Below are 21,349 nucleotides of genomic sequence, written 5' to 3' on the forward strand. Positions count from 1 at the left end.
TTTACTATGAATGATTAAAGAACATAGCTACACTGCCGATATGGTATAGTACAAATAACGCACAAGGAACTAGTATGAAAGTTAATTCACATGATACTAATAGTATGCAACATGCTTTATCGAACAACTCTAAAGCGCATGAGATAAAGCGAGTACATGGAGAAGATAAGCTTAATAATGAGCTCAAAAAGCTAGCTAATGACGTTTATCATAAGGAAGCTTCCGAGACGACGAGTCCAACCTACCCAAAACCTCTAGTGATGGAATCTAGAGAAATAGATTTATCTAAAAGCGTTGATGAAGCAATGTATGAGCTTGCTGTTGCGACGGGTGAACTATACATGCCAGGTGGAAGTGTACCAAAAGCAGTTGAAAAAATGCTGTCTCCTTATGATTCAATGATGTCTGATATTATAAAAGAGCAACCTTCCTTGGAGCATCAAAATTGGGGGATTGCTATTAATCGCTCTGGTGAGCTAGAAGCAATTGGCTCTATTAGTGACGATGAAAAGGCGTTTCTTGACGAGAAGCTAAACAATAATAAAGAATTGGTCGCTGCGGTTAATGAGTTTAAGTCCAGTTATTTAGAGTTCATTGGTGCTGAGTATCGTGGTTATGGCCAATATGAAGTCGATGAAAGTAATTTCTCTGAGGTTTTTGATTTTAGACAAATGCTTGAAAGCTCAAGAAGCGACGAAGCATTTAAGAAAACGTGGAATTACGAGACAAACTGGCTCAAGTTAAATGACAACCTGTTATCGCAGTTAGAAAGCAATGCTCCCAAACATAAAGACTAACGATTAAAAGGCCTCGATATCGAGGCCTTATGGTTAGTTATGACGGGTCGCTAGAAATTAAGTCTTGGTCACAAATATGACCAAAATAGACATATGGGACGTTATCACCGCCTATCCCAATAGTATCAAGCTCCCCCTGTTCATCGAATCCTTTGTTTGTCGGTATTTCTATACGCCATAGACCTACTTCAACATCAGACTCCCAAGTATTCTTGTAGCCTAAACTATATTCAGTATGCCTAATGCCTGTTACATTCGGTGTACAGCTCGGTAAGTTGATTTGCTCACTAATCTGACCATTCACATCAGATGTTCCTTTGTATACAGTCAAAGTCTCAGTAAGGTTATTAACGTCCTTATGGAATGAGAAATACGCATCAGCACCTTCAATTGGAGCACCAGAGGAATCTAACAGTACAAGCGACCAATATAAATTATTGTAAGCTTGTGTTGTAAGATAAGGCCCCGTGTAATTGAGAGTCGTGTATGGGATACGTGTTACACCATTTTCTCCCTTAATAACATGGTTTGAAAATGAACTAACAATGGATGAAATATTTAGCTTATAACTATTGTTCGGGTTTGCAGGCAATGCAGTATTAGCGCGAACTCTCATACTTAACTTTTGGTTTTCTTGGAGATTAGAAAACAAATAATTGTTATTGGCCGCTAATGGCGTCCATCCATTGTTGTTAATCTCAAAAATAAACTCATCACTTAATGTTTCATCTAACAAACTAATTGATAAATCCTGCCCTCTAACGACAGTAAAGTCGTAATAGTCGATATCATTCACACTATCCATGTTACCAACAATAGCATTTTGTTTATCTGGTAACACCGTTGCCAATGCTGGAGTATCGTTGAACTCGTAGTCATCTAGATTAGCAGCGACAGCTGCACCGAAGTTAAAAGGAGTCCCATCGGATTCAATGACTTCCATAAACCAGTAATAGTGGCCTGGCTCAGTTAATGCCAAAACAACTTCATCTAGGTTTCCTGCATTTGCTGAAGTGCCTATCGCAGTAAAGGTATCATCTTCATTGTGCTTTAAAACACTTAAGTTAACGTTCGTTTCTGTAGATTGACCAACAAGTAAAGCAGTCGTTTTACTGCGCTGTGTAATCTCAAAGTGATAACAGATACTCTCACCTGGTTGTGAGTTACTCAATGTATACAAGCTTCCTGTAGAAAGTGTTGGGCAAATAGGTGTTATCGCATTCTCTACTTGAGGCTCAGTTGTAGCATTAGATACAGATAAGCTCTTCTTTTTGGCTGACAAGCCAGAAGACAACTTATCTGTCGTAATGTATTTATCAACTTCACCAGCAGAGTTGAGGTTATGCTCCGTAGCATTAACTTGAGCTGTAATTAGTAATGATAAAATTGAAAGTGGAATTGTTATTTTATTCACATTTACGTCCTTGTTTGGTTAACATTTAACCCACAACGTAACTATAAAATATTACAATTACAACATTTAATAATAAAAAAGAATCTAAAAACGTCATTTATATAAAATCGTACCTTGTCACAGCAAGATAAATGTAGCCCAAGTTATGTACAATAATTTCTTATTTGCTGTATTTTTTAAGCACTCCCATGTTAAACACGACTTAGCATTGGCTATAAACAAATACATAACATACCTGTTAAAAATAAAGAGAGTTTAATTATTAATTTACTTCACGAATCTCACAGCAAGGGAAAAAATAATAAGACTAATTAAAAAGCAGTCCTTAAGTATCATTTTGTACCCAATGTGTAGTAATTCATCTTTCGCCATGTTAATTTTCAGTTTCTCATTTGTAGTATTATATGGATAAAAAATGAAAAAAGTAATTTTCGCATCTTTCTTAACCTTTCTTTCCCTTTCATCTCAGGCATCTCAACAGCCACTAAAAACTGAGTGCTCAACTTGTTTTGGTTACGAACAATTTGAACTTAAAGCAAAGTCTAAAGCCTTAGTCAATAAAACGCGTGATGTTTATGTTATGAACCTTGAAACTGATACTATTGAAAAATTTAAAGTATCTAAAAAAATAACCGGTTATAGCACATTACCAGGTACAGGTGGTGAGCCTGATGGCAATGGCGGTCATACACCTGGCCGACAAATTCCAATTTACTCTACTGAAGTATCTCACTATGGTGTTGAACAAAGCGTTCTAAATAATTTTTACACGTTATCTAGCGCTAAAAGGAAGCTGGTCGAATCTCAAAAAGAGATTGTGGCAGAAGAAGTTCCTGCTGATATAGCGGGGAGCGTTTGGGACTTAGTTGGCTCAAGCTCAACTCAAAATAAAGTGGCGGCTCACTATAGCAAGTATTCAGACTTTAACCGTGACGCATCTAATTTCGCTACTGCTGCCGGTAAAATGTCTGGACTTCTTGAAATTGATAAGGTCGTAATGACAGTTAACTTTAGCGATGGCAGTAGTGCAATTTACTCCCTATTCGGTATTATAAACGGTAAGCTTGTATGGGACTTTGAGCGAGGTACCGATGTTGATCTTAATAAGGTAGAACCTAATTTTGATACAACTAAAGCTGAGTCTTATGATTTTGCAAAAGGCGGCGCAGATGTGTTTTTAGACTTTTACAATGCAGCTCAAAGAGCTGGAGTATCATTTTATAGCACTTCTGGCTCTGGCGTTTCGACAGGTCGAGTAACTTGTGTGACCAAAGGAATTGGTAAATACATTTGCACGTATGTTTTCTAAGCCAACCAACTTTAAGTTCAATAAAGCCTGCAGATGATGCAGGCTTTATTGCATTGCAAACATATTCCTAAGAGTCCGCCATCTCGTGCGATTTTTGTAATATAGACTAAGACGATTTCGATAAAATTTTATAATTTAAAAGGATGCTTATATGAGTATTAGTGCCAACACGTGGTATTACCTTCTGATATTTACGGCTATTTTACCCGCTATATTAGCTATAAGGTTGGCAAAAAAACAAAACCGCTCAAAATTGATAAGTGGGCTTATCACCTTTGTCTTTGGCTTATCATTAATTGGTGGTTGGATCTATTTAGCAATAATGAACTTACTACCACCAAAGGAAAAACCAAATAGCAATTAATAAAATAATTGTTCCTCCTCTGAACAACTTTCACTTTAAAGGCTAATGATGGTGATATTATTAGCTTTTCAATGTACAAAAATCACTCAACCAATTAATTTTTCGGCCGATATAGAAACTAAATATAGATTATTTTTCACGATAGATGGAATTAAGCATGAAAATAACTCACGATATTTTAACCAATACTGTGGCTGCGCAATTAAAAAAAACGGTTCCTGCTAATGAAAGAAGAACTCCTGATAGCACAAGTGAAGAGTTTAATAAGCAGCAAAAACAAAGTTTTGCTGCTGATATTTATCACAAAGATGAACATATCCCAAAAAACCAGAGCACCTATGATAGGCCTCTGAGTATAACTGCCCATAAATCTGAATCAGAACTTTTAGATAAAATGACTAATACTATAAGCTTTGGTGAATTACCCAAAAAATTAAGTCAGCTTAGACCTAAATACGAAAATTTCTTAAATGAACTAGAGGTATCATCTCCATCACTAGTTCAAAAAAATTGGGGGTTCTCTATTAATAGCGATGATAAATTAGTAGTTTTTGGTGATATTACTGAAGATGAAAAATTTTATCTTGAGGGCAAACTAAATGCAGATAAAGATATTGTAAGTTTAGTTAAAGAGTTACCCAACACTTTAATTAAAGGCCAAGAGTATGACCGTGGTTATGATGGGAAGGGGAAATATTGGGGAAAATATGATGTTACCCAAGATAACTTTAAAGACATTATTGATGTAAAGGCTCTCTTGGATAGTTCATACGGACCAAATGCAAAAGCATTTGATAATGGTTTTGATATATTTTCATACCAAGATAATTTGCGCAGCCAATTAGTAAGTAAAGCAGAAGTTAAATATGCTTATTTATATTAGTGTGATTTCCAAGGGATACTAAAGTCAATACTAGGTTTTGGGGTGGTGCAGAAACCAAAGTCACTTTCATTCTTCTTATTGAATGAGTTCCGTATAGTTCAGAATCGAGTCCGAACTGTTCAACCCAACACCTTATGAACTAATTTGAGTTCATAATCTTAGTTCTTCATTTTGAAAACTGGATAAACGACATGTATTTGTGGTGATATAGTAATACCATTGTGATTTAATTCGTTTTACTCTGTGCAAAAAGTTTTTTTGTCAACTCTAAGGATTTCTAATGATACGCGATGTAAGTATTGGTAAAAGGGCAAGCTTTGCTTTCGGCTCAATAGGCGCAGTGATTTTGCTCTTAGCTAGTTTCTCCATTTTTGAATTAAGTAAGCTTGGTGATGAGTTCGAAGTGGTCGCATCACACAGAGTACCTGCACTAGACACTTCAACAAGCATGCTGGCTTCATTTTTAAATAAGCGTCTACAAACTGCGAATGTGCTTATGGCTAAAACGGAACGACAACGTGAAGACTACTTAGTAAACCTTCGTGAAGCAAAAGATAACTTTGATAAATCTCTTGATAAGATGGTTTTGCTAGCTAAAGCAGAGGAAGCGAAAGGTCTGTTAAACAATATTAGAAAGCATATGGACACTTACGACACATCCTTAACGAAGCAATTAGATTTAGTTGCTAACGAGCGGTTTCAAGAAGCTGAAACACTGCAAAATGGTGAAATGAAAAACTTACGTGAGCTGATAACCTCAGATATTCGTAATTTGGTAGAGTTCCAAAAAAAACGTATCACTGATAGTAATCATGACATCCAGGGTGCTAAAAGTAATTCACTCACAATTCTCGTTATTACTTCCATAGTATCACTGATTATCGTAATTACTTTTTCAATACTTTTTACCCGTAGTTTAACCTTGCCTATGCGAGTTGCTGTTGATACCGCTAAGAAAATTGCCTCAGGAGATTTAACTTCTACCATTAATGATAATGGCAAAGATGAAACTGCGGACATGCTGTCAGCACTAAAAGAGATGCAAGGTATCTTGCGTAAAACAATTAATGAAATTCAACTTTCATCATCTCAATTAGCAGCGACCTCCGAAGAACTAAGTGCTGTTACTGAGCAGTCAACGCGTGGCATACATACTCAAACAGAGCAGTTAGAGCAGGCAGTATCGGCAGTCACTGAGTTATCAGTTGCTGTGGATGAGGTTGCTCGTAATGCTGAAGCGACCTCAAATGAATCAGAAAATGCCAATCAACGTGCAAATATAGGCAAAGCTCGTGTCTTAGATACAGTCAATACAGTCGACACGCTCTTACTTGATTTGAATACAACGACTAAAGACGTAAATAGTTTAGCTGAGCAAGTTGCCAATATTGGCTCAGTGCTTGATGTGATACGTACAATTGCCGAACAAACCAACTTGCTTGCACTTAATGCTGCAATTGAGGCCGCAAGAGCGGGTGAGTCTGGTAGAGGGTTTGCTGTGGTGGCTGACGAAGTTCGTTCATTGGCGTCTAGAACACAAGAGTCAACAACAGAAATAGAAGCAATGATACAGGCAGTAAAATCAAATACTGATAATACAGTGAATGCAATTAGAAATAGCCATGAAAGAGCAAAAGCTGTACTTGAGGTGGCTAACCAAGCCGGTGATGCATTGCATGAAATTACCAGTTTAATATCGATTATAAGCGAACAAAATCTTAGTATTGCTAGTTCCACTGAACAGCAAGCAATCGTCGCAAGAGATGTGGATAAGAACCTAGTAACAATTCGTGATATTTCTAGCGAAACGGCTGCCGGAGCAAATGAAACAGCAGCTTCAAATCAAGAGCTTGCGAGGCTTGCACAAACTTTGAATGAGTTGACATCAAGGTTTGTTGTTTGAAATAAATAACAATTGGTTTGTGGTAAATATTTTAACCAGCGAGTGAACTCCAAACGTTTTCTGCTCTTTCAGCAAATAGTAAAAAGCATATGTTGGAACAAGGCTCATTAAATTTTTTATAGTTCATGACTGTTTGCTCAAGTGAAGGGAGTCAATTGAGCAAAACGTGTTAAATATAAAGTAAATTAGAAGTAGACTCTAGCTCATTTACTCTGAATGATTTTGGGACATAATGGGCCAGCAGATAACTCGCCAATGAACAATTAACCGAAGAGCGCTAATTGTAGAAGATATCACCCACACCAGTAGCATAGTGGTAGCAAAGCTGCCTTAAGCGAACAAACACACTTGTGATGTACGAAATAAAGCCAACTGCACGCCTACCGAAGCCTTGGCGTTTCATATTTTCGATTCTATACTTAAACCTGAAGTTATTATACTTTAGCGCTAAAACGAACACTTGTATTTTCTACTATATCTAGTGCATTTAAATGGACTTCCTTCCTGAACATTGCTCTTTCATCATAAGGTTTCATAATAATATTTTCTTCAATAATTCTAACTCTTTCAGCTGACCTTTTTTCAGCCTGTTCGATAACCTCTCTAACATGAATTCGACCAACAACATCTTCTTTCGTGTATTTTGTATTATTCTTTGATGTCGAACTTTTGGAGTCAGCTACAGCAGTATTTAAAAAATCAGTGGCTTCAACTAGTTTATCGCTCGCGTTGAACTTAGCTTTTAAGTAATTGTATTCTCTCTTTGTTAGATCATGATCAATAATGTCTATTTCATCGCCCGTGTTGGTGAAGTCGAATTTTTTATTTAGTAGATTAGGTTGTTCTTTCGCCACTTCAGCTAAGATGCGCTGAGTTTCAGAGACCATATCATTAGCAGAGCTTTCCTTTTTTTTAGCAAAATCAGAAAGCCATTTAAGACTCTTACGTAGGGCTACAGTTTCATCAGCAGAGAGCTGATTTGTCACTATTTTAATTGTGGTTGTATTTTGTTGTGAGGATGCTGCTATCGTGTCGTTTGAGATAGTAGTGGCATGCTGTTTTTTCGCAGAGCTTACTTCCATACTATTAATTTTTTCCGCTTGTGAAGGTGAGTTCATTGAAGCATGTATTGAAGTTGATGTTGACGTAATAAGTTTCATGTTCACTTCCTTATAAACGTAATCTATAAACTTGATATAACAGGTTATCGGATGCCTTTCTATTAACTTGAGCTATTTGCTTTAAATGAAGAAGAAAGTGAGCCTCAAGGTGCTCACTTAAAAAAGTAAAATGTTAGCGTCGAATAGTTTCTATAGATGTTTCATCGCAAATATGGATATACTTCAAGGCTCTGATGTCATTGTCATCACGTTTAGAAAGTGGATATATTTTGATGTCTTGAGGTGGTTTATATTCAATTTCCCAAACATCCCTAGGTGTCCCAAGGTTAGATTCAGATGTAGTGATGCTATTACCACTGCATCTTTTAGTAAGCCATAATTTTGAGCTATGTGAGCAAAGCAGTAAAACGATTAAGAGTGTAAGTCTATTTATAAAAAAGTGGATTGCTACTCATTGTTTAGAAACAGCTCATCAATTTTTCTATTGAGTGCTTCTCTCTCAGCTTCAGAAATACACGTGCTACACGTATCTTCATCTTTAAAGATAGAATCCTGCAGAATACTTGTATCACGCCAAACGTCTCCAGTACTTGATATTATGTCTATCTTCAGATTTAAAAGTTTAAGGTATTGGATGAAATATTTAATCCCTCCATCAAAAACTCCATTTTCCATTTGAGATATCTGCCTTCTACCTAAACCTATAATTTCTGACGCTTGCTCCTGCGTTAATGACATCTTTTTTCGTGCACTGGCTAACAACTGACCGTCATACAAACTCATATCCACCTCTCACCCTCAAAACGTTACTATATAATAACAAAGGCGCATTTTGCTACTATATAGTAAAATAAACCCAGCTTGTTACTATATAGTAGCACTTGAAACTGGATAATTTCGTTCAAGGGATAGTTGTCGTAATCACTAGAGAGCTTAAAATCCAAACCAATGCGCCCTTAGAGCTCACGAGGATTTATTAATCATTTATGTGTTAAACACTGCAGGAGCAGGCCCCTGCAATAATCTCACTGCTCTGAGCAAAGGTAAGTAATTTAAGCGTTATTTTTTGACTCAATAATATGTAAATCACGTTGAGGGAACGGGATTGTAATTCCTTTGCTCTCCACTTTATCTTTAATTTTACGCTGTGTTTGCCAATATATATCCCAGTAATGTGTTGTAGCGACCCAGGCACGAAGCTGCAAGTTCACAGAGCTATCTGCTAATGTGTGGACTAAGTATTGAGGGGCTGGCTCAATCAAAATTCGCGATTCTTCACTGACAAGCTCCCTTAATGCAGCAAGCCCATCTTCAATTGAATCACCATAAGAAATACCCACAGTTATATCCATGCGACGCTTTTCATTTCTCGTAAAGTTTTTTATCGCATTTGCCCAAACCGTGCTATTTGGGATTGATACAAAAACACCATCGGCGGTTTCAAGGACTGTGGTAAATAGACCTAAATCTTTTACACTCCCTGTATAGCTTGACACTTCAACAAACTCTGCCTTTTTTAGTGGCTTTAAGAAAAGTAGCATGACCCCCGCAGCTACGTTACTGAGAGTGTCTTTTAATGCTAGACCGATTGCTAAACCAGCTGCACCGACGAGTGCGACAAGACTGGCCGTATTGACTCCAAATAAATCTAAAATAATCACAATTGCAATTAAATAAACCGCATAACCTGAAAGCGTGGTAAGCAGCTTTGTAATGATTTCATCGTGCTTACTCAGTCTGTAAACACCTTTATGTACAGCTCGTTTAAGTAGCTTTGAGCAAATACTAGCTCCTATAAAGATGAAAATAGTAAGCAATGTATTCTTGGCTATCGCTATGAGTTGTAATTGGTGCTCAGAAAAAAAGTTTATGATGGTTTCCATCGGTGATTTCCCTTTAAATATAAATAATATACGCGTTTATTTCTAAATAATTTGATAACGAAAGCTAGTTAATGATGCTGGTAACTAAGTAACCATTGTAAGCTATATAGGAAGTAAGCAAGACACCACCTTCCCAGCGGTTTACTCTGCCTTGTCGGCCAAAACCGTAAGCCATAATCAGCAACATGATGGAAAGTACAAGCATCACACTCCAATCTCGGTAAAGTACGTCGGTAGAAATATGAGGGATAGGTTCAATAATACCGGCGATACCAATTACAGCTAGGATGTTAAACATATTCGACCCCACAACATTGCCAATGGCGATGTCATGCTCTCCCTTTTTAGCGGCAATGATAGAAGCTGCAAGCTCTGGCAGAGATGTCCCTAAAGCAACGATAGTTAAGCCGATAATAAGGTCACTGACACCGAGCGCAGTTGCAATTTCAACCGCTCCCCAAACAAGTATGCGAGAGCTAATAATGAGCAATGTTAAACCCGCGATGAGCCAGAAAATTGCTTTCCCTAAAGACATGGCGTGACTTTTAAGCTCAGTATCAAATTCTGTTTCGAGGGTATCACTTGGTGATTTCATACCTGAATAGACTGACCATACTAAGAACAAGACTAATCCGCCCAACAACAGACTTGCATCAATCACTGATAAAGCGCCGTCATACAGCAAATACCCACAAAAAAGTACGACAACTAATAATAAGGGAAGCTCGTTTTTAACAATTTTAGATTGAACAGTGATAGGCGCAATGATGGCTGTTACACCAAGGATTAAGCTGATATTTACAATGTTGGACCCGAGTGCATTACCTAACGCCAAGTCAGGGTTTCCATCACTTGCCGCCATGGCAGATACAACCATTTCAGGAGCCGAAGTCCCAAAACCAACAATGACCATACCAATTAAAATTGAAGGTAAGCCAGCATGGCCTGCCGTAGATGCCGCTCCTTCAACAAAGCGGTCTGCACTCCATACGAGTAAGGCAAACCCTGCAATAATAGCGGCTATAGCTAAAACCATGACTGAGCCCCCACGGTATCAATACCTGAAAGGCGTATGACAGAGTTGTCTGGTCTATTTACAAAATGAAATGAGCTTTGGCAGTGACGTAGTTTCATTATTTACCCTTAGGGCAGACTAGACTAAAAAGACAACAAACCATCTCTGCCCGAAATGACCCATTGCCTTAAGTCTTGTCAAAACCTGATAAGGTTCGAAACTGCCACGAGCGGTGTTGCTCGGAGACTGTTGACAGTTTCCTTGCTAAATGCAAGAGACTACTCCCCTAAGTGTTTAAAGAATAATCCATTCCTAATAATAATACAATTAACTTGGCTCACCTTTTTCCAAACATATTGCGTATCACTATCAGGGTAAGACTTTCAATTTTAGTGAACAATCTTAAACTTGAAAGGAGCAGCGAAAGCTCCAGAAAATATAGGAATGCAAAACTCGAGACTTAAAGCTGACTGAGAGCATATGACTATGACCACTAAGACATAATGCCTCATCCTATGAAAAGAATAAGAACCGTTGTTAACTTTTAATAACTGGTATGTACTTTGCTGTCTACTTTAGAAAGTAAAAGGAACAACTTATGGCTATTTCCCTCGCAAACTCAACACCGATACCGGTTAAGCATACCCAAATGAGAAAGCTCTCTTCAGATGAGCTTGTTGGTATAAAGAAAAAAGTATCAGAACTACAACCGCATGGCATGGAAGATTACCAGCAGCAAATAAACGCCCAAAACCAAGTGCACCAACATACTGTGCTTGAGGTAAAAGGCCGAGTTATTGCTGCATTTGGAGATAATGATTGGCGCTTTTATCCAAGTAGTTCTGACAGCCGAGATGCAAATAAAACAGACATAGAAGTTATCAATAGTTTGAAACTGAAGTATGGAGAAACTTTAAAAGTGGCAACTTACCCACATGGACAAGGACCTACGAAGGGAGAGATTCTTGAAAAAGTTTACGGCGCTCCTCCTAATAGAGTTAACACCACAGCTTAGCTGGCAATTGTTTGCCGGCTAAGTAACCATTAGCGGAGTCTTTATAACTCATATTCGTAATCATAGAAAAAACTTTAAGAGCACATTTGGTATGACTACTCTAGCGCTTTGAGTATGATACTTTATTGTTTGGTATGATACTTTATTGTATGGGGTGAAACTTTATTGTTCACCCACACTTAATAAATATAAAACTCTAAACTTACTCAACCGTCACCGATTTTGCTAGGTTTCGAGGCTGATCTACGTCGGTGCCTTTAATAACCGCAACATAGTATGAAAGTAGCTGCAATGGAATTGTATATACAACTGGGGCAATCACGTCATCCACATGGTTTACGTTAATTACACGCATTGTTTCATCAGATTCAAAGTGTGAGTCTTTATCTGCGAATACATAAATAATACCGCCGCGGGCACGTACTTCTTCTACGTTTGATTTAAGCTTTTCAAGTAGTTCGTTGTTTGGCGCTACAACAATGATTGGCATGTCAGCATCAATCAACGCTAAAGGACCATGCTTAAGCTCACCCGCTGCGTATGCTTCGGCGTGAATGTATGAAATTTCTTTCAGCTTAAGGGCACCTTCCATCGCGATTGGATATTGTGAACCACGACCTAAGAATAATGAGTGATGCTTGTCAGCAAACTCTTCAGCTAAATCTTCAATGCCTTCTGCAAGCTGTAATGCTTCTTCTAACTTGTTAGGCAGTGTTTTGATTGCATTGACAATCGCACTTTGATCTAAACCTTTTTCTTGAGCAATCGATGCTGTTAGCATTAATAAGCCAACAAGCTGTGTGGTGAAGGCTTTAGTTGATGCAACACCAATTTCAGCACCCGCTTTAGTCATAAAGGCTAAGTCAGATTCACGCACCAGTGATGAACCAGGTACGTTACAAATGGTCATTGACGCCATATAACCTTGCTGCTTTGCAAGACGAAGTGCAGCAAGTGTATCGGCTGTTTCACCAGACTGTGAAATGGTCACAAGTAAGCTGTTTTCATGTACAAATGATTCACGGTAACGGAATTCAGAGGCTATCTCTACGTTACAGCTCACGCCTGCAAACTGTTCAAGCCAGTAACGCGCAACCATACCCGAGTGATATGAAGTACCACAGGCAATAATTTGTACGTGCTTTACGTCTTTAAAGATTTGCTGAGCACTGTCACCAAAGGCATCAATCGCTACAGTGTCATTGTGAAGGCGGCCATCAAGTGTGTTACGTACAGCAAGGGGCTGTTCGTAAATTTCTTTCAGCATGTAGTGACGATATTCGCCTTTACCTGATGCATCTTGCGTGATGTTTGATTCAATCACTTCGCGCTCGACTGCCTCGCCGTTTGCATCAAATATTTCCACACTATCACGGGTAATACGAGCAACATCACCTTCTTCAAGGTAAATAAAGCTACGAGTAACAGGTAATAGAGCAAGTTGGTCAGATGCAATAAAGTTTTCACCAAGGCCTAAACCAATAACTAGAGGGCTACCTGAGCGCGCTACAATGATTTCGTTATCGTTCGCTTTATCAAAAACAACGGTACCAAATGCGCCTTCAAACTGCTTAACAGCCGCTTGCACTGCTGCCAATAAAGAAGTGTGTTGCTGACGAAGTTGGTGGATAAGGTGCACCATTACTTCAGTATCAGTTTCTGATAAAAACTCATAACCATCACCTTTTAACGCATCACGCAGGCTGGCATGGTTTTCGATAATACCGTTATGAACGAGTGCAATTTCGCTATTCGAAATATGCGGATGTGCATTCGCTTCAGTTACACCGCCATGTGTTGCCCAGCGCGTATGTGCGATACCTGTCGTGCCTTTTACATTTGCCGCATTAAGGGCTGATTCTAAATTAGCAACTTTACCCACTGCTTTTACTGTATTTAATACATTTCCTTCAACGAGGGCTACACCTGCTGAGTCATAGCCACGGTATTCAAGACGCTTTAAGCCTTCTACAAGAATTTTATTTACTGGGCGTTCTGCAACAGCCCCTACGATTCCACACATAATCTCTCCTTTTGCACATGCCAAAGTGTTTTACTTTGGGCGGTATGTGTTGTCATAAATGATGCGTAATAAGGTGTTGTCGGTCTTATTACGGTTATTCAATTTCTGCACAGATCAGCTGTACACCACATGCTGTTATCGCCTCACGCTTATCTACGCTTAGGTGGTTGTCTGTAATAACAGTGGTAACACGCTGCCAAGGCAGTTCTAAATTCGGTATTTTTCGGCCAATTTTTTCTGACTCAACCAGCACTACCACTTCACGGGCAGCTTCAGCCATCACTTGGCTAAGCCCTACTAATTCATTGAAGGTTGTAGTACCTCTATCAATATCAATGCCATCGGCACCAATAAAGAGTTGGTCAAAGTCGTAAGAGCGTAGAACATTCTCTGCAACTTGGCCCTGAAACGATTCTGAATGCGGATCCCAAGTCCCACCGGTCATCAAAAGTGTTGGCTCATTTTCTAATGAAAGCAGTCGGTTAGCGACATTAATAGCATTGGTCATCACTACTAAGCCATGCTTATTGGCAAGTTCAGGGATCATCGCTGCTGTAGTGCGGCCGCTATCAATTATGATGCGGTTATGGTCTTTAATAAGCTTTGCAGCCGCCTGCGCGATTGCCATTTTGCGAAGCGAGTCGCTTTTCTCATTGCTATTTGCAACGATTTCTTGCGGCAATGCAATGGCACCACCGTAACGGCGCAGTAATAAGCCACTTTTCTCAAGTGCCGTGAGATCTTTACGAATCGTTACTTCTGAAGTTTGAAACTGCTCAGCCAGCGCCTCTACAGCGACCTCACCGTACTCATTAACTTGACTTAAGATTGTATGGCGACGTTGTTGAGTGTTTCGTTTTGTCATTTATATGATCACATAAGTTTCGTTTCGAAAGTTTTTAGATTTTAAACGAAACAATATAAATGGCAAGTGAATGCTTTAAATAAAATGAAGGGGAAACTTATAATTCAATTAAGTTCACACTAGGTACAAATAAACCACCATAAAAGGTGGCTCTTGCTGGTGTTAGGCAAGCAATTCTCCGTTTAAGATACACTTCACGATAGCTTGCTGTCGATTAGTACTACTCGTTTTTTTTATGCAGTTAGACAAATGAAAATCAACCGTTCTTTGACTGATATTAAGTATTTGACTAATTTCCCAGGATGTTTTGCCTATTGATGCCCATTTAATACACTCTTTTTCTCGCCGTGTAATTTTTACTGCTTCTGTACGCGTTGAACGTCGGTAGGCTTCAAACATTTCGATTAAAAAGATTCGCCAATAGTCTCCTAGCATTTTTGCTTTGTGCGGTTCAGTACTTAAATTGGGCAACTCAAGTACCAAACAAGCAAATTTATTCTTATGTAAACCTGTAGGAACAATTAATACTGAATCATAATTGCCATTTATTTCACTAAGCATCAGCGCTTTTGTTTCATTAAGACAATAATGAATTAATTTTTTACAGGAATGAACCTCATCTAAAAAAGGGCGCTCAAATTCTCCAAAGTAATTAGTATCAAATCTAAATAAGTCAGAGAAATCAAAAGTAATAAACCCTACCTGCGTATAACTATAAGTATTTTTTATATCTGTAAAAAAATTATTAAAGCTATCTACTGAGTTTATACTCTCAATCCTAGAATGAAGTTCATTTATATTTACCATAAAAAACGCTCTCTTATAAGATTATTTTTTACATAGATCTGGAGCGAGAATACAAATGCTTTTCACTGATGACTCGTCAGTATTAATTTTAATAGTATCATTTATATACAGTCCACCGGTATTAGCTACTGTTAATAATATAAAGGTAGTCACATAGATGAATGTTTTTTTAAAAGTGTCTTTCATAGTGGTATAGCCCCTAACTTATGTTGTAGTTATTTTGTTCACATTAAATTTGGGCTAAGAGGGCAATTTTATCAATAATTATGTGGTGACTTTTTTATAACTTTAAAGAAAAGCATTTAACTCATTGAATTTCAAATAAAATTATATCACTGTATTTATTACCTAAGCTTTCAACTACAATCAAGTTATTCATTTTATCTACATAAAAACTAGGCCTAATCACGTTAAAGTCAAACGTTTTTGACTTTAAGCTAGAGGCATCAACATCGTATAAGTCCATTTCATAGAAGGTGGTGTTTATCAAGTTATGATCACTCCATAGTAATGTGCTATCTATAATCGTCCAGTTTGTATTATGCTCAGTAGACACACTTATCGGCATTGGGATCATCGATTCTTTTAACGTTTCAAAGCGTGATAACCTGCCGTTGTCATCACCTAGAACATACCCTTCATTGAATGGACGAATAAAGCGGTAACCTTTAAAGATTTTTTCCTTTGTTTTCTCTTCAATCGTATGCTTAAAAGCTTGCCATTCACCATTACTCTTACGCGTATATAAAATAGACTTTTCGTCTAGTGAAAAAGTAATATCGCCAATCAACTCATCAGCTTTAGAGAGGTAGGTAAGGCTATTATCAAGTGTATTAAGAATCGTTATGCGCTCTTGAAGTTTCAGTAATACATATTGCCCAGATGTCGAGGAGCTTATTAACTTGAGTGGCTTTTCAGTACTCATTAAAGTCACTTTTTTATCAGCCTTTGTTTTTTCATAAAAAATCAAAGAGTTTACTCCGCTCTCTTTTATAACCATCCAGATTTTATTATCAACGGGCTGGTAAGCTTTAATGTAACCTTGCTTTGGTTGTTTCTCTTGGATTAACTCAACATTTTTAAAATCACTTAATGGTAGTTTCTTCTCTATCAGCGTATTGGTTAACACATTATCTCTAATCGCCAATAGAGAACTAGAACTTAAAACTTTGGCAGCAATCAAGCCTGTTTCTGAATTAGTTATGATCTCTAAATCACCTGTTTTAATGTTCAATTTAGTTAATTTTTTATCATCGACTAAAATGATGTGCTCATTATCTAGCCATTGAACATCATAAATGACAACATTTTGGTCATGCTGGAAAAGTGTGCTACCAATTTTTAAATCGAGTACTCGAATAGAGTTACGTTTACTATCTAAAAAAACTCGAAGCACAACAACTTTGCTAGAATCTGGAGAAATATCGGCTTGGCTGTCATGTGCACCTTTTTGAGCAACGGATGTAACTTCCTCTAGCAAGTTATTGTTAGAGTTATACTTATAGATAAGCATTGCACTTTGCTGGCTTTTTTGCCCAGAAAAGTAAATTAGGCCATCTTCATTTTTATCCACAAAAACATCGGCGATAAAGTAAAAGTCGGATACTAATATCTCTGGTTTATGTGCTTCACTTTCTAAGGCAACCTGTTTTAATAAAGCAGTACCATCTAAATTATCAGAAAAATACAAGTGTTTTGCATCATTGGAAAAAGTTAACCCCCTGGGTAGGGTCGTATCATCAATTAGCATTTTGACAGTTTGGCTTTCTCTATCTTTTAAATAGATGTGGTCATTTTCCTCATGACTTACTTTACTTGTAAATGCTATATATTTGCCATCATTTGAAACAGCTAACGCCCTTTTGTCCGAAATAACAGAATCAATCACTTTTGTAACGACATGTACTTCTTTATCAGTATTTTTATAGATGAAGTAGGTCAATGAAAACAAAAAGAGGGTGGCAATTACAAGGAATAAAAAACGCCTATTTTTTTTTGCGTCGTTATTCTTAACATTTATTGGTTTTTCGGTGTCCTCAGACGTAGATGTTTCTGCAATTTGAGATACTGGGCAAATTAATTTATAGCCACGCTTTGGAAGAGATTGAAGGTAAGTAGGTTCTTTGTGGTCATCGTTCAAAACAATACGTATTTTACTTATAATTCGCCTAACAGCTGCATCAGAGACACATCGACCTTGCCATAAGTTTTCATGGAGCTCTTCCATCGAAATATAACGATCATTATGCTCAATAAAATACATTAAGACAGCAAAGACTTTTGGTTCTAATAAAATTGATTGCTCATTTATGTGAAGAGACATCTCTTGCGTATCTAAATAATACTCACCAATCTTAAAAAACATACTGTTTAGTCACTCACAAACTTAACACTTCCTTAACAACAACTATAGTACCGCACTGTAATTAGAATTACCACACAATCATAACCAACTGATTTATAAGAAAGTCACAACTTGGTTACAGATATATCAGCGTTAAATCATTGCAAATCAGCTGGCTTATTTTAGGTTTATCTTCAAGTCCGAAAAACTAATAAGGCAAGTTAAATGAGAAACAATATGAAATCAGAAAAACACTCGGTAGCAGCTCGAAGAACAAATGATGGTTTTATTGAAATTACCAACCTCGAATTACTTGATGCACTCGTCGGTGGTTATATCGATCCTGAAGAGGTCTATTGTCATGTAAGTGATAATCAGGAACAACGCACCTCCTTCTCAGATTCCGAGGGCATTAGCTAATGCCAGAAAATTTTTCGACAAGCTACAAACCTCACTTAAAGCGTTTAACCGAAAAACGGGATTTGGCAGCTTTATATAATATTGAGCAATGGTGTGAAAACATGTGCATTGCTTTTGATAGGGATGTAGCAGGTCAAGAGATAAAGTTTAATAGAACACTGCGAAGGCTAATCAATGCATACCCATTAGTGTTAGCTTACCAAGGAAAAACTAATGAAAGTGAGCTGTTTTTAAAGAAAGCGATCGACCTGTGGAGTGAGTCATATAGAAATGACAGAGATAACCAAAATCTCATAAACCTTATAGACCCTACAATCAACTTACTCAGGCTCTATAAATTGACGAAAAGAAAATCAGAGTTCGATTCCCTGTTAAACAACATATCTCCAATTTATAACAGTGACAAAGTTCATTTAGGTGGAATAAAAGTTTCAAAGTCGGATATTGGCGAGCATTGGGAGGCACTCTACCTTGCTACGTTAGATGAATGCTTAAAAAGCTATACTGCAGATTCTAATTTCAATGCGGTGTTCTCACTCCAAGACTTAATACCTGAAAAATATAGTAATAATGACATATATATTGAATCAAAAATAATATCACTAATTTACTTAAATGAATTTGATGAAGCTTTGGATATTTGCTTTAAGCAAATAAGAAAATACAAATGTATAAAAAATGGGATATACAGCTACCGGCTTTACGAATTATTTAAAAAATCAGGAAATGAAAGCAAATCTAAAACTGTGTTAAATCACCTGATAGCTTGCTTAAAGAAAACAAAGCTAGATTCACTATCAGACCTGAACTTTTCCTCATATGTTATCGCAGAAAGTAAAGAGTCACAGAGTTCATCACTCGTAAAAAACACTTTGAAAAGTTATAAACAAATAAATGATGAATTCAATTATGGCATGACAGTTCTAGACATATATAAAAACCACCCATCCAAAGATATAAAGAAAGAACTTTTAGAAATAAATGAAAAAACAGAATATTTCATACTGAAAAAATACATTTCACATGAATTAAACTTACCCTTCATTGAGGAAAGAGAAAACAAGAAAAACTTAAAAGAAATAACAAAAAGGATTAATAAAATAATTAACCCTAGTAGATTTAACAGTTAAAAAAATAAAAAACAACATCCATAATTATAAAACCCATTAAGGGCTAATAAAATAAATTTAAGGAAATAAAATGAGCAAGAAATTTGAAAATATCAAAAACGAAGAAATCAAACTTAATGACCTAGGTGAAGTTGAGCTAAGTGAAGAGTTAGCTGGCGTTGTAGCTGGTGGTTTCTCTCCAGAAGAAGAGGATGAAGAGACTAATGTCGGTTGTGCAAACATTAGCTGTGGCTCTGAATTTAAAGAACTATAACTAACACACTAACCCAGATCACCCTCTTTAAAGTGATCTGGGTTAATTTACAACTAAAGGAGAAAAAATGATCTCTTCAACAGGAAAAATTAAAGGCTTTTCTAAACAACAATTAGTAAATAGCCTCAGCAATGAAAAATTCCAGCTAATAATCTTTCCAACAGAGCAGTGCAATTTTCGATGCGTGTATTGCTATGAAGATTTTGAAATTGGGAAAATGCCTCGTTGGTTAGTCGATGCTACTAAAATTCTTATCAAAAATAAAATACCTAAGTTAAAGAGCCTATCATTTAGTTGGTTTGGTGGAGAACCTTTATTAGCAAAAGATATTCTATTTGAAATTGCTGAATACGCACAATCATTAGCAAAAGAAAATGGCTGTAAAGTGTCGGGAAATCTGACTACAAATGGTTCTCTTCTCGATATAAAAACACTTACAAAACTTGTGGAGCTAAAACAAAATAGCTTTCAAATCTCTATTGACGGTGACAAAGAGTCACACGACACAACTCGATTAACACGTAACGGAAGAGGCAGTTTTGATAAAATATGGGGTCGCTTATTAGCAGCATCTGCAACAGATCTTGATTTTCATATAACTCTCAGAATACATGTTACAGACTTAAACCATGAAAGTGTTTTAGCCTTTTGTGAACGCTATGATGAAGAGCTAAAAGAAGACAGTAGGTTTCAGTTGCTTTTTAAAGAAATATCTAACTTAGGGGGTGATAATCAAGAAAAAATAAACCGCCTAATATCAAAAAAATCAGCCAAACAGTTAGCTCGAGAACTAACAGAACGTTATTTAGATAATAGTAAGGAAACGAATGATCGGGGCTATTACATCTGTTATGCCGGAAAGCCAAATTCTTTAGGAATTAGAGCAAATGGTAATATCAATAAGTGTACCGTTGCTTTAGATGATGACAGAAACAATATTGGCAAGATTAACCCTGACGGCACTCTCACTTTAAATAATGAAAAATTTAGCACCTGGATAAAAGGCTTTACGACTCTTGATAGCTGGCAAATGGGATGCCCGCTTAGTTATATGAACAGCAACACTGTTGTTGGTGACATTCCGATAAAGAAAGTTAGCTAGCTCATGTCTATTGTTAATATGTTTAGAAAGGAAGCTCTTAGGAACCAATATAAATCAAGTGATATTGGCAAGTCGCTTATAAAGCAACCTAAAGTGATAAATAACTCTATATTATTTCTTATCTTCATATTTATCGCTTTCTTCCTTGTAATAAAAATAATCTCGATCCCATCAAGTAAGAGTCTTGCGGTTAAGATATCTGCTGAAAATTATACACCACTAATTTATAGTGAAGTTGCCATTATAAAAAGTTACCTATCTAAAAATGGTGGGCATGTAAGAAAAGATCAGCCTTTGATCTCCATCTCTAAACTAAACAATAAAAGTAGTTTAGAAAGTGATGTTATCCGCTCTCCCAGTGACGGTTTTTTCTTTCACTCTAAAATTGATAAAAATATAACTCAACCATACAAGCCTCTTGGTTATCTTTTGACTCCACCAGCCGATGGTGAATTATCTTTTTGGATATCAAACACCAATAAAATCAATTTAAATGTAAATGACAAAGCGACTCTACATATTAACGATGAAAAAATAACTGCAACAGTCACTATGGTTATTAATGGAATATCAAGTGAAAAAGAACAAAAAATTCACTTAAGAATAAAAGAAAATGAGATACAAAAATTATCACCTAACGCTGAAATAAAAATAGTACTTAACAAGCAAGATGAAAAGATTATAAATTTAATTAAATAGTG

The 21,349-nt window shown here is 36.9% G+C and carries 20 protein-coding genes; 11 read left to right on the forward strand and 9 right to left on the reverse strand.

Going from position 1 to position 21,349, the window contains the following annotated elements:
• The first annotated feature begins 74 nt into the window (after positions 1–74).
• Positions 75–797 (forward strand): hypothetical protein, encoded by a 723-nt coding sequence (locus L0Z67_RS16795; RefSeq protein WP_405128302.1) that lies wholly within the window; start codon positions 75–77, stop codon positions 795–797.
• A 37-nt stretch (positions 798–834) separates the two neighbouring features.
• Here L0Z67_RS16795 and L0Z67_RS16800 read toward each other — a convergent pair whose 3' ends face one another.
• The gene (locus tag L0Z67_RS16800) at positions 835–2,211 is read right to left on the reverse strand and encodes a hypothetical protein (RefSeq protein ID WP_405128303.1); all 1,377 of its coding nucleotides are present in this window, start codon (positions 2,209–2,211) and stop codon (positions 835–837) included.
• Between the two features lie 415 nt (positions 2,212–2,626).
• Here L0Z67_RS16800 and L0Z67_RS16805 point away from each other — a divergent pair, with 415 nt between their 5' ends.
• The 4 genes from L0Z67_RS16805 (at position 2,627) to L0Z67_RS16820 (ending at position 6,670) form a co-directional block, all read left to right on the forward strand.
• A complete protein-coding gene (locus L0Z67_RS16805; protein ID WP_405128304.1) occupies positions 2,627–3,520 on the forward strand; it encodes a hypothetical protein in 894 nt (297 codons plus the stop codon).
• Positions 3,521–3,671: 151 nt separating this feature from the next.
• Complete coding sequence (locus L0Z67_RS16810) at positions 3,672–3,884, forward strand: hypothetical protein (RefSeq protein ID WP_405128305.1); 213 nt, start codon at positions 3,672–3,674, stop codon at positions 3,882–3,884.
• Between the two features lie 157 nt (positions 3,885–4,041).
• Entirely contained in the window at positions 4,042–4,767 is a 726-nt protein-coding gene (locus tag L0Z67_RS16815; RefSeq protein WP_405128306.1) for a hypothetical protein, read from the forward strand.
• A 280-nt stretch (positions 4,768–5,047) separates the two neighbouring features.
• A complete protein-coding gene (locus L0Z67_RS16820) occupies positions 5,048–6,670 on the forward strand; it encodes a methyl-accepting chemotaxis protein (protein ID WP_405128307.1) in 1,623 nt (540 codons plus the stop codon).
• A 434-nt stretch (positions 6,671–7,104) separates the two neighbouring features.
• Here the strand turns inward: L0Z67_RS16820 and L0Z67_RS16825 are convergent, their stop codons facing one another.
• The 4 genes from L0Z67_RS16825 to L0Z67_RS16840 form a co-directional block, all read right to left on the reverse strand.
• Entirely contained in the window at positions 7,105–7,830 is a 726-nt protein-coding gene (locus L0Z67_RS16825; RefSeq protein WP_405128308.1) for a hypothetical protein, read from the reverse strand.
• Positions 7,831–8,238: 408 nt separating this feature from the next.
• On the reverse strand, positions 8,239–8,574 hold the full coding sequence (locus L0Z67_RS16830) for a helix-turn-helix domain-containing protein (RefSeq protein ID WP_405128309.1): 336 nt from the start codon (positions 8,572–8,574) through the stop codon (positions 8,239–8,241).
• A gap of 269 nt (positions 8,575–8,843) precedes the next feature.
• Positions 8,844–9,674: a mechanosensitive ion channel family protein gene (locus tag L0Z67_RS16835; protein WP_405128310.1), complete on the reverse strand. Its 831-nt coding sequence runs from the start codon at positions 9,672–9,674 to the stop codon at positions 8,844–8,846.
• A gap of 64 nt (positions 9,675–9,738) precedes the next feature.
• The gene (locus tag L0Z67_RS16840) at positions 9,739–10,710 is read right to left on the reverse strand and encodes a calcium/sodium antiporter (protein ID WP_405128311.1); all 972 of its coding nucleotides are present in this window, start codon (positions 10,708–10,710) and stop codon (positions 9,739–9,741) included.
• Positions 10,711–11,287: 577 nt separating this feature from the next.
• Here L0Z67_RS16840 and L0Z67_RS16845 point away from each other — a divergent pair.
• Positions 11,288–11,704: a hypothetical protein gene (locus L0Z67_RS16845; RefSeq protein WP_405128312.1), complete on the forward strand. Its 417-nt coding sequence runs from the start codon at positions 11,288–11,290 to the stop codon at positions 11,702–11,704.
• Positions 11,705–11,906: 202 nt separating this feature from the next.
• On the opposite strand, the gene glmS is transcribed toward L0Z67_RS16845, so the two are convergent.
• From glmS to L0Z67_RS16865, 4 genes are all read right to left on the reverse strand, one after another.
• Complete coding sequence (glmS, locus tag L0Z67_RS16850) at positions 11,907–13,727, reverse strand: glutamine--fructose-6-phosphate transaminase (isomerizing) (RefSeq protein ID WP_237128240.1); 1,821 nt, start codon at positions 13,725–13,727, stop codon at positions 11,907–11,909.
• A 94-nt stretch (positions 13,728–13,821) separates the two neighbouring features.
• Positions 13,822–14,592, reverse strand: a complete 771-nt coding sequence (locus L0Z67_RS16855) for a DeoR/GlpR family DNA-binding transcription regulator (protein WP_193988045.1) — start codon at positions 14,590–14,592, stop codon at positions 13,822–13,824.
• Between the two features lie 162 nt (positions 14,593–14,754).
• Positions 14,755–15,399, reverse strand: a complete 645-nt coding sequence (locus tag L0Z67_RS16860; protein WP_193988046.1) for a helix-turn-helix transcriptional regulator — start codon at positions 15,397–15,399, stop codon at positions 14,755–14,757.
• 307 nt (positions 15,400–15,706) lie between these two features.
• Entirely contained in the window at positions 15,707–17,764 is a 2,058-nt protein-coding gene (locus L0Z67_RS16865) for a winged helix-turn-helix domain-containing protein (RefSeq protein WP_405128313.1), read from the reverse strand.
• Positions 17,765–17,980: 216 nt separating this feature from the next.
• Here L0Z67_RS16865 and L0Z67_RS16870 point away from each other — a divergent pair, with 216 nt between their 5' ends.
• From L0Z67_RS16870 to L0Z67_RS16890, 5 genes are all read left to right on the forward strand, one after another.
• Positions 17,981–18,163 carry a hypothetical protein gene (locus L0Z67_RS16870; RefSeq protein WP_237128242.1) on the forward strand — a complete coding sequence of 61 codons (183 nt, stop codon included), beginning with the start codon at positions 17,981–17,983 and terminating at the stop codon, positions 18,161–18,163.
• On the forward strand, positions 18,163–19,293 hold the full coding sequence (locus L0Z67_RS16875) for a hypothetical protein (protein ID WP_405128314.1): 1,131 nt from the start codon (positions 18,163–18,165) through the stop codon (positions 19,291–19,293). Before L0Z67_RS16870 ends, L0Z67_RS16875 begins: the two co-directional genes overlap by 1 nt.
• Positions 19,294–19,363: 70 nt before the next feature.
• Complete coding sequence (locus L0Z67_RS16880) at positions 19,364–19,546, forward strand: hypothetical protein (RefSeq protein ID WP_405128315.1); 183 nt, start codon at positions 19,364–19,366, stop codon at positions 19,544–19,546.
• 67 nt (positions 19,547–19,613) lie between these two features.
• Complete coding sequence (locus L0Z67_RS16885; protein WP_405128316.1) at positions 19,614–20,648, forward strand: radical SAM protein; 1,035 nt, start codon at positions 19,614–19,616, stop codon at positions 20,646–20,648.
• Between the two features lie 3 nt (positions 20,649–20,651).
• Positions 20,652–21,347, forward strand: coding sequence for a hypothetical protein (locus L0Z67_RS16890; protein WP_405128317.1), 696 nt, complete (start codon positions 20,652–20,654; stop codon positions 21,345–21,347).
• The last annotated feature ends 2 nt before the right edge of the window (positions 21,348–21,349 follow it).

This window comes from Pseudoalteromonas sp. PB2-1 (genome assembly GCF_045040605.1).
GTDB lineage: Bacteria > Pseudomonadota > Gammaproteobacteria > Enterobacterales > Alteromonadaceae > Pseudoalteromonas > Pseudoalteromonas arabiensis.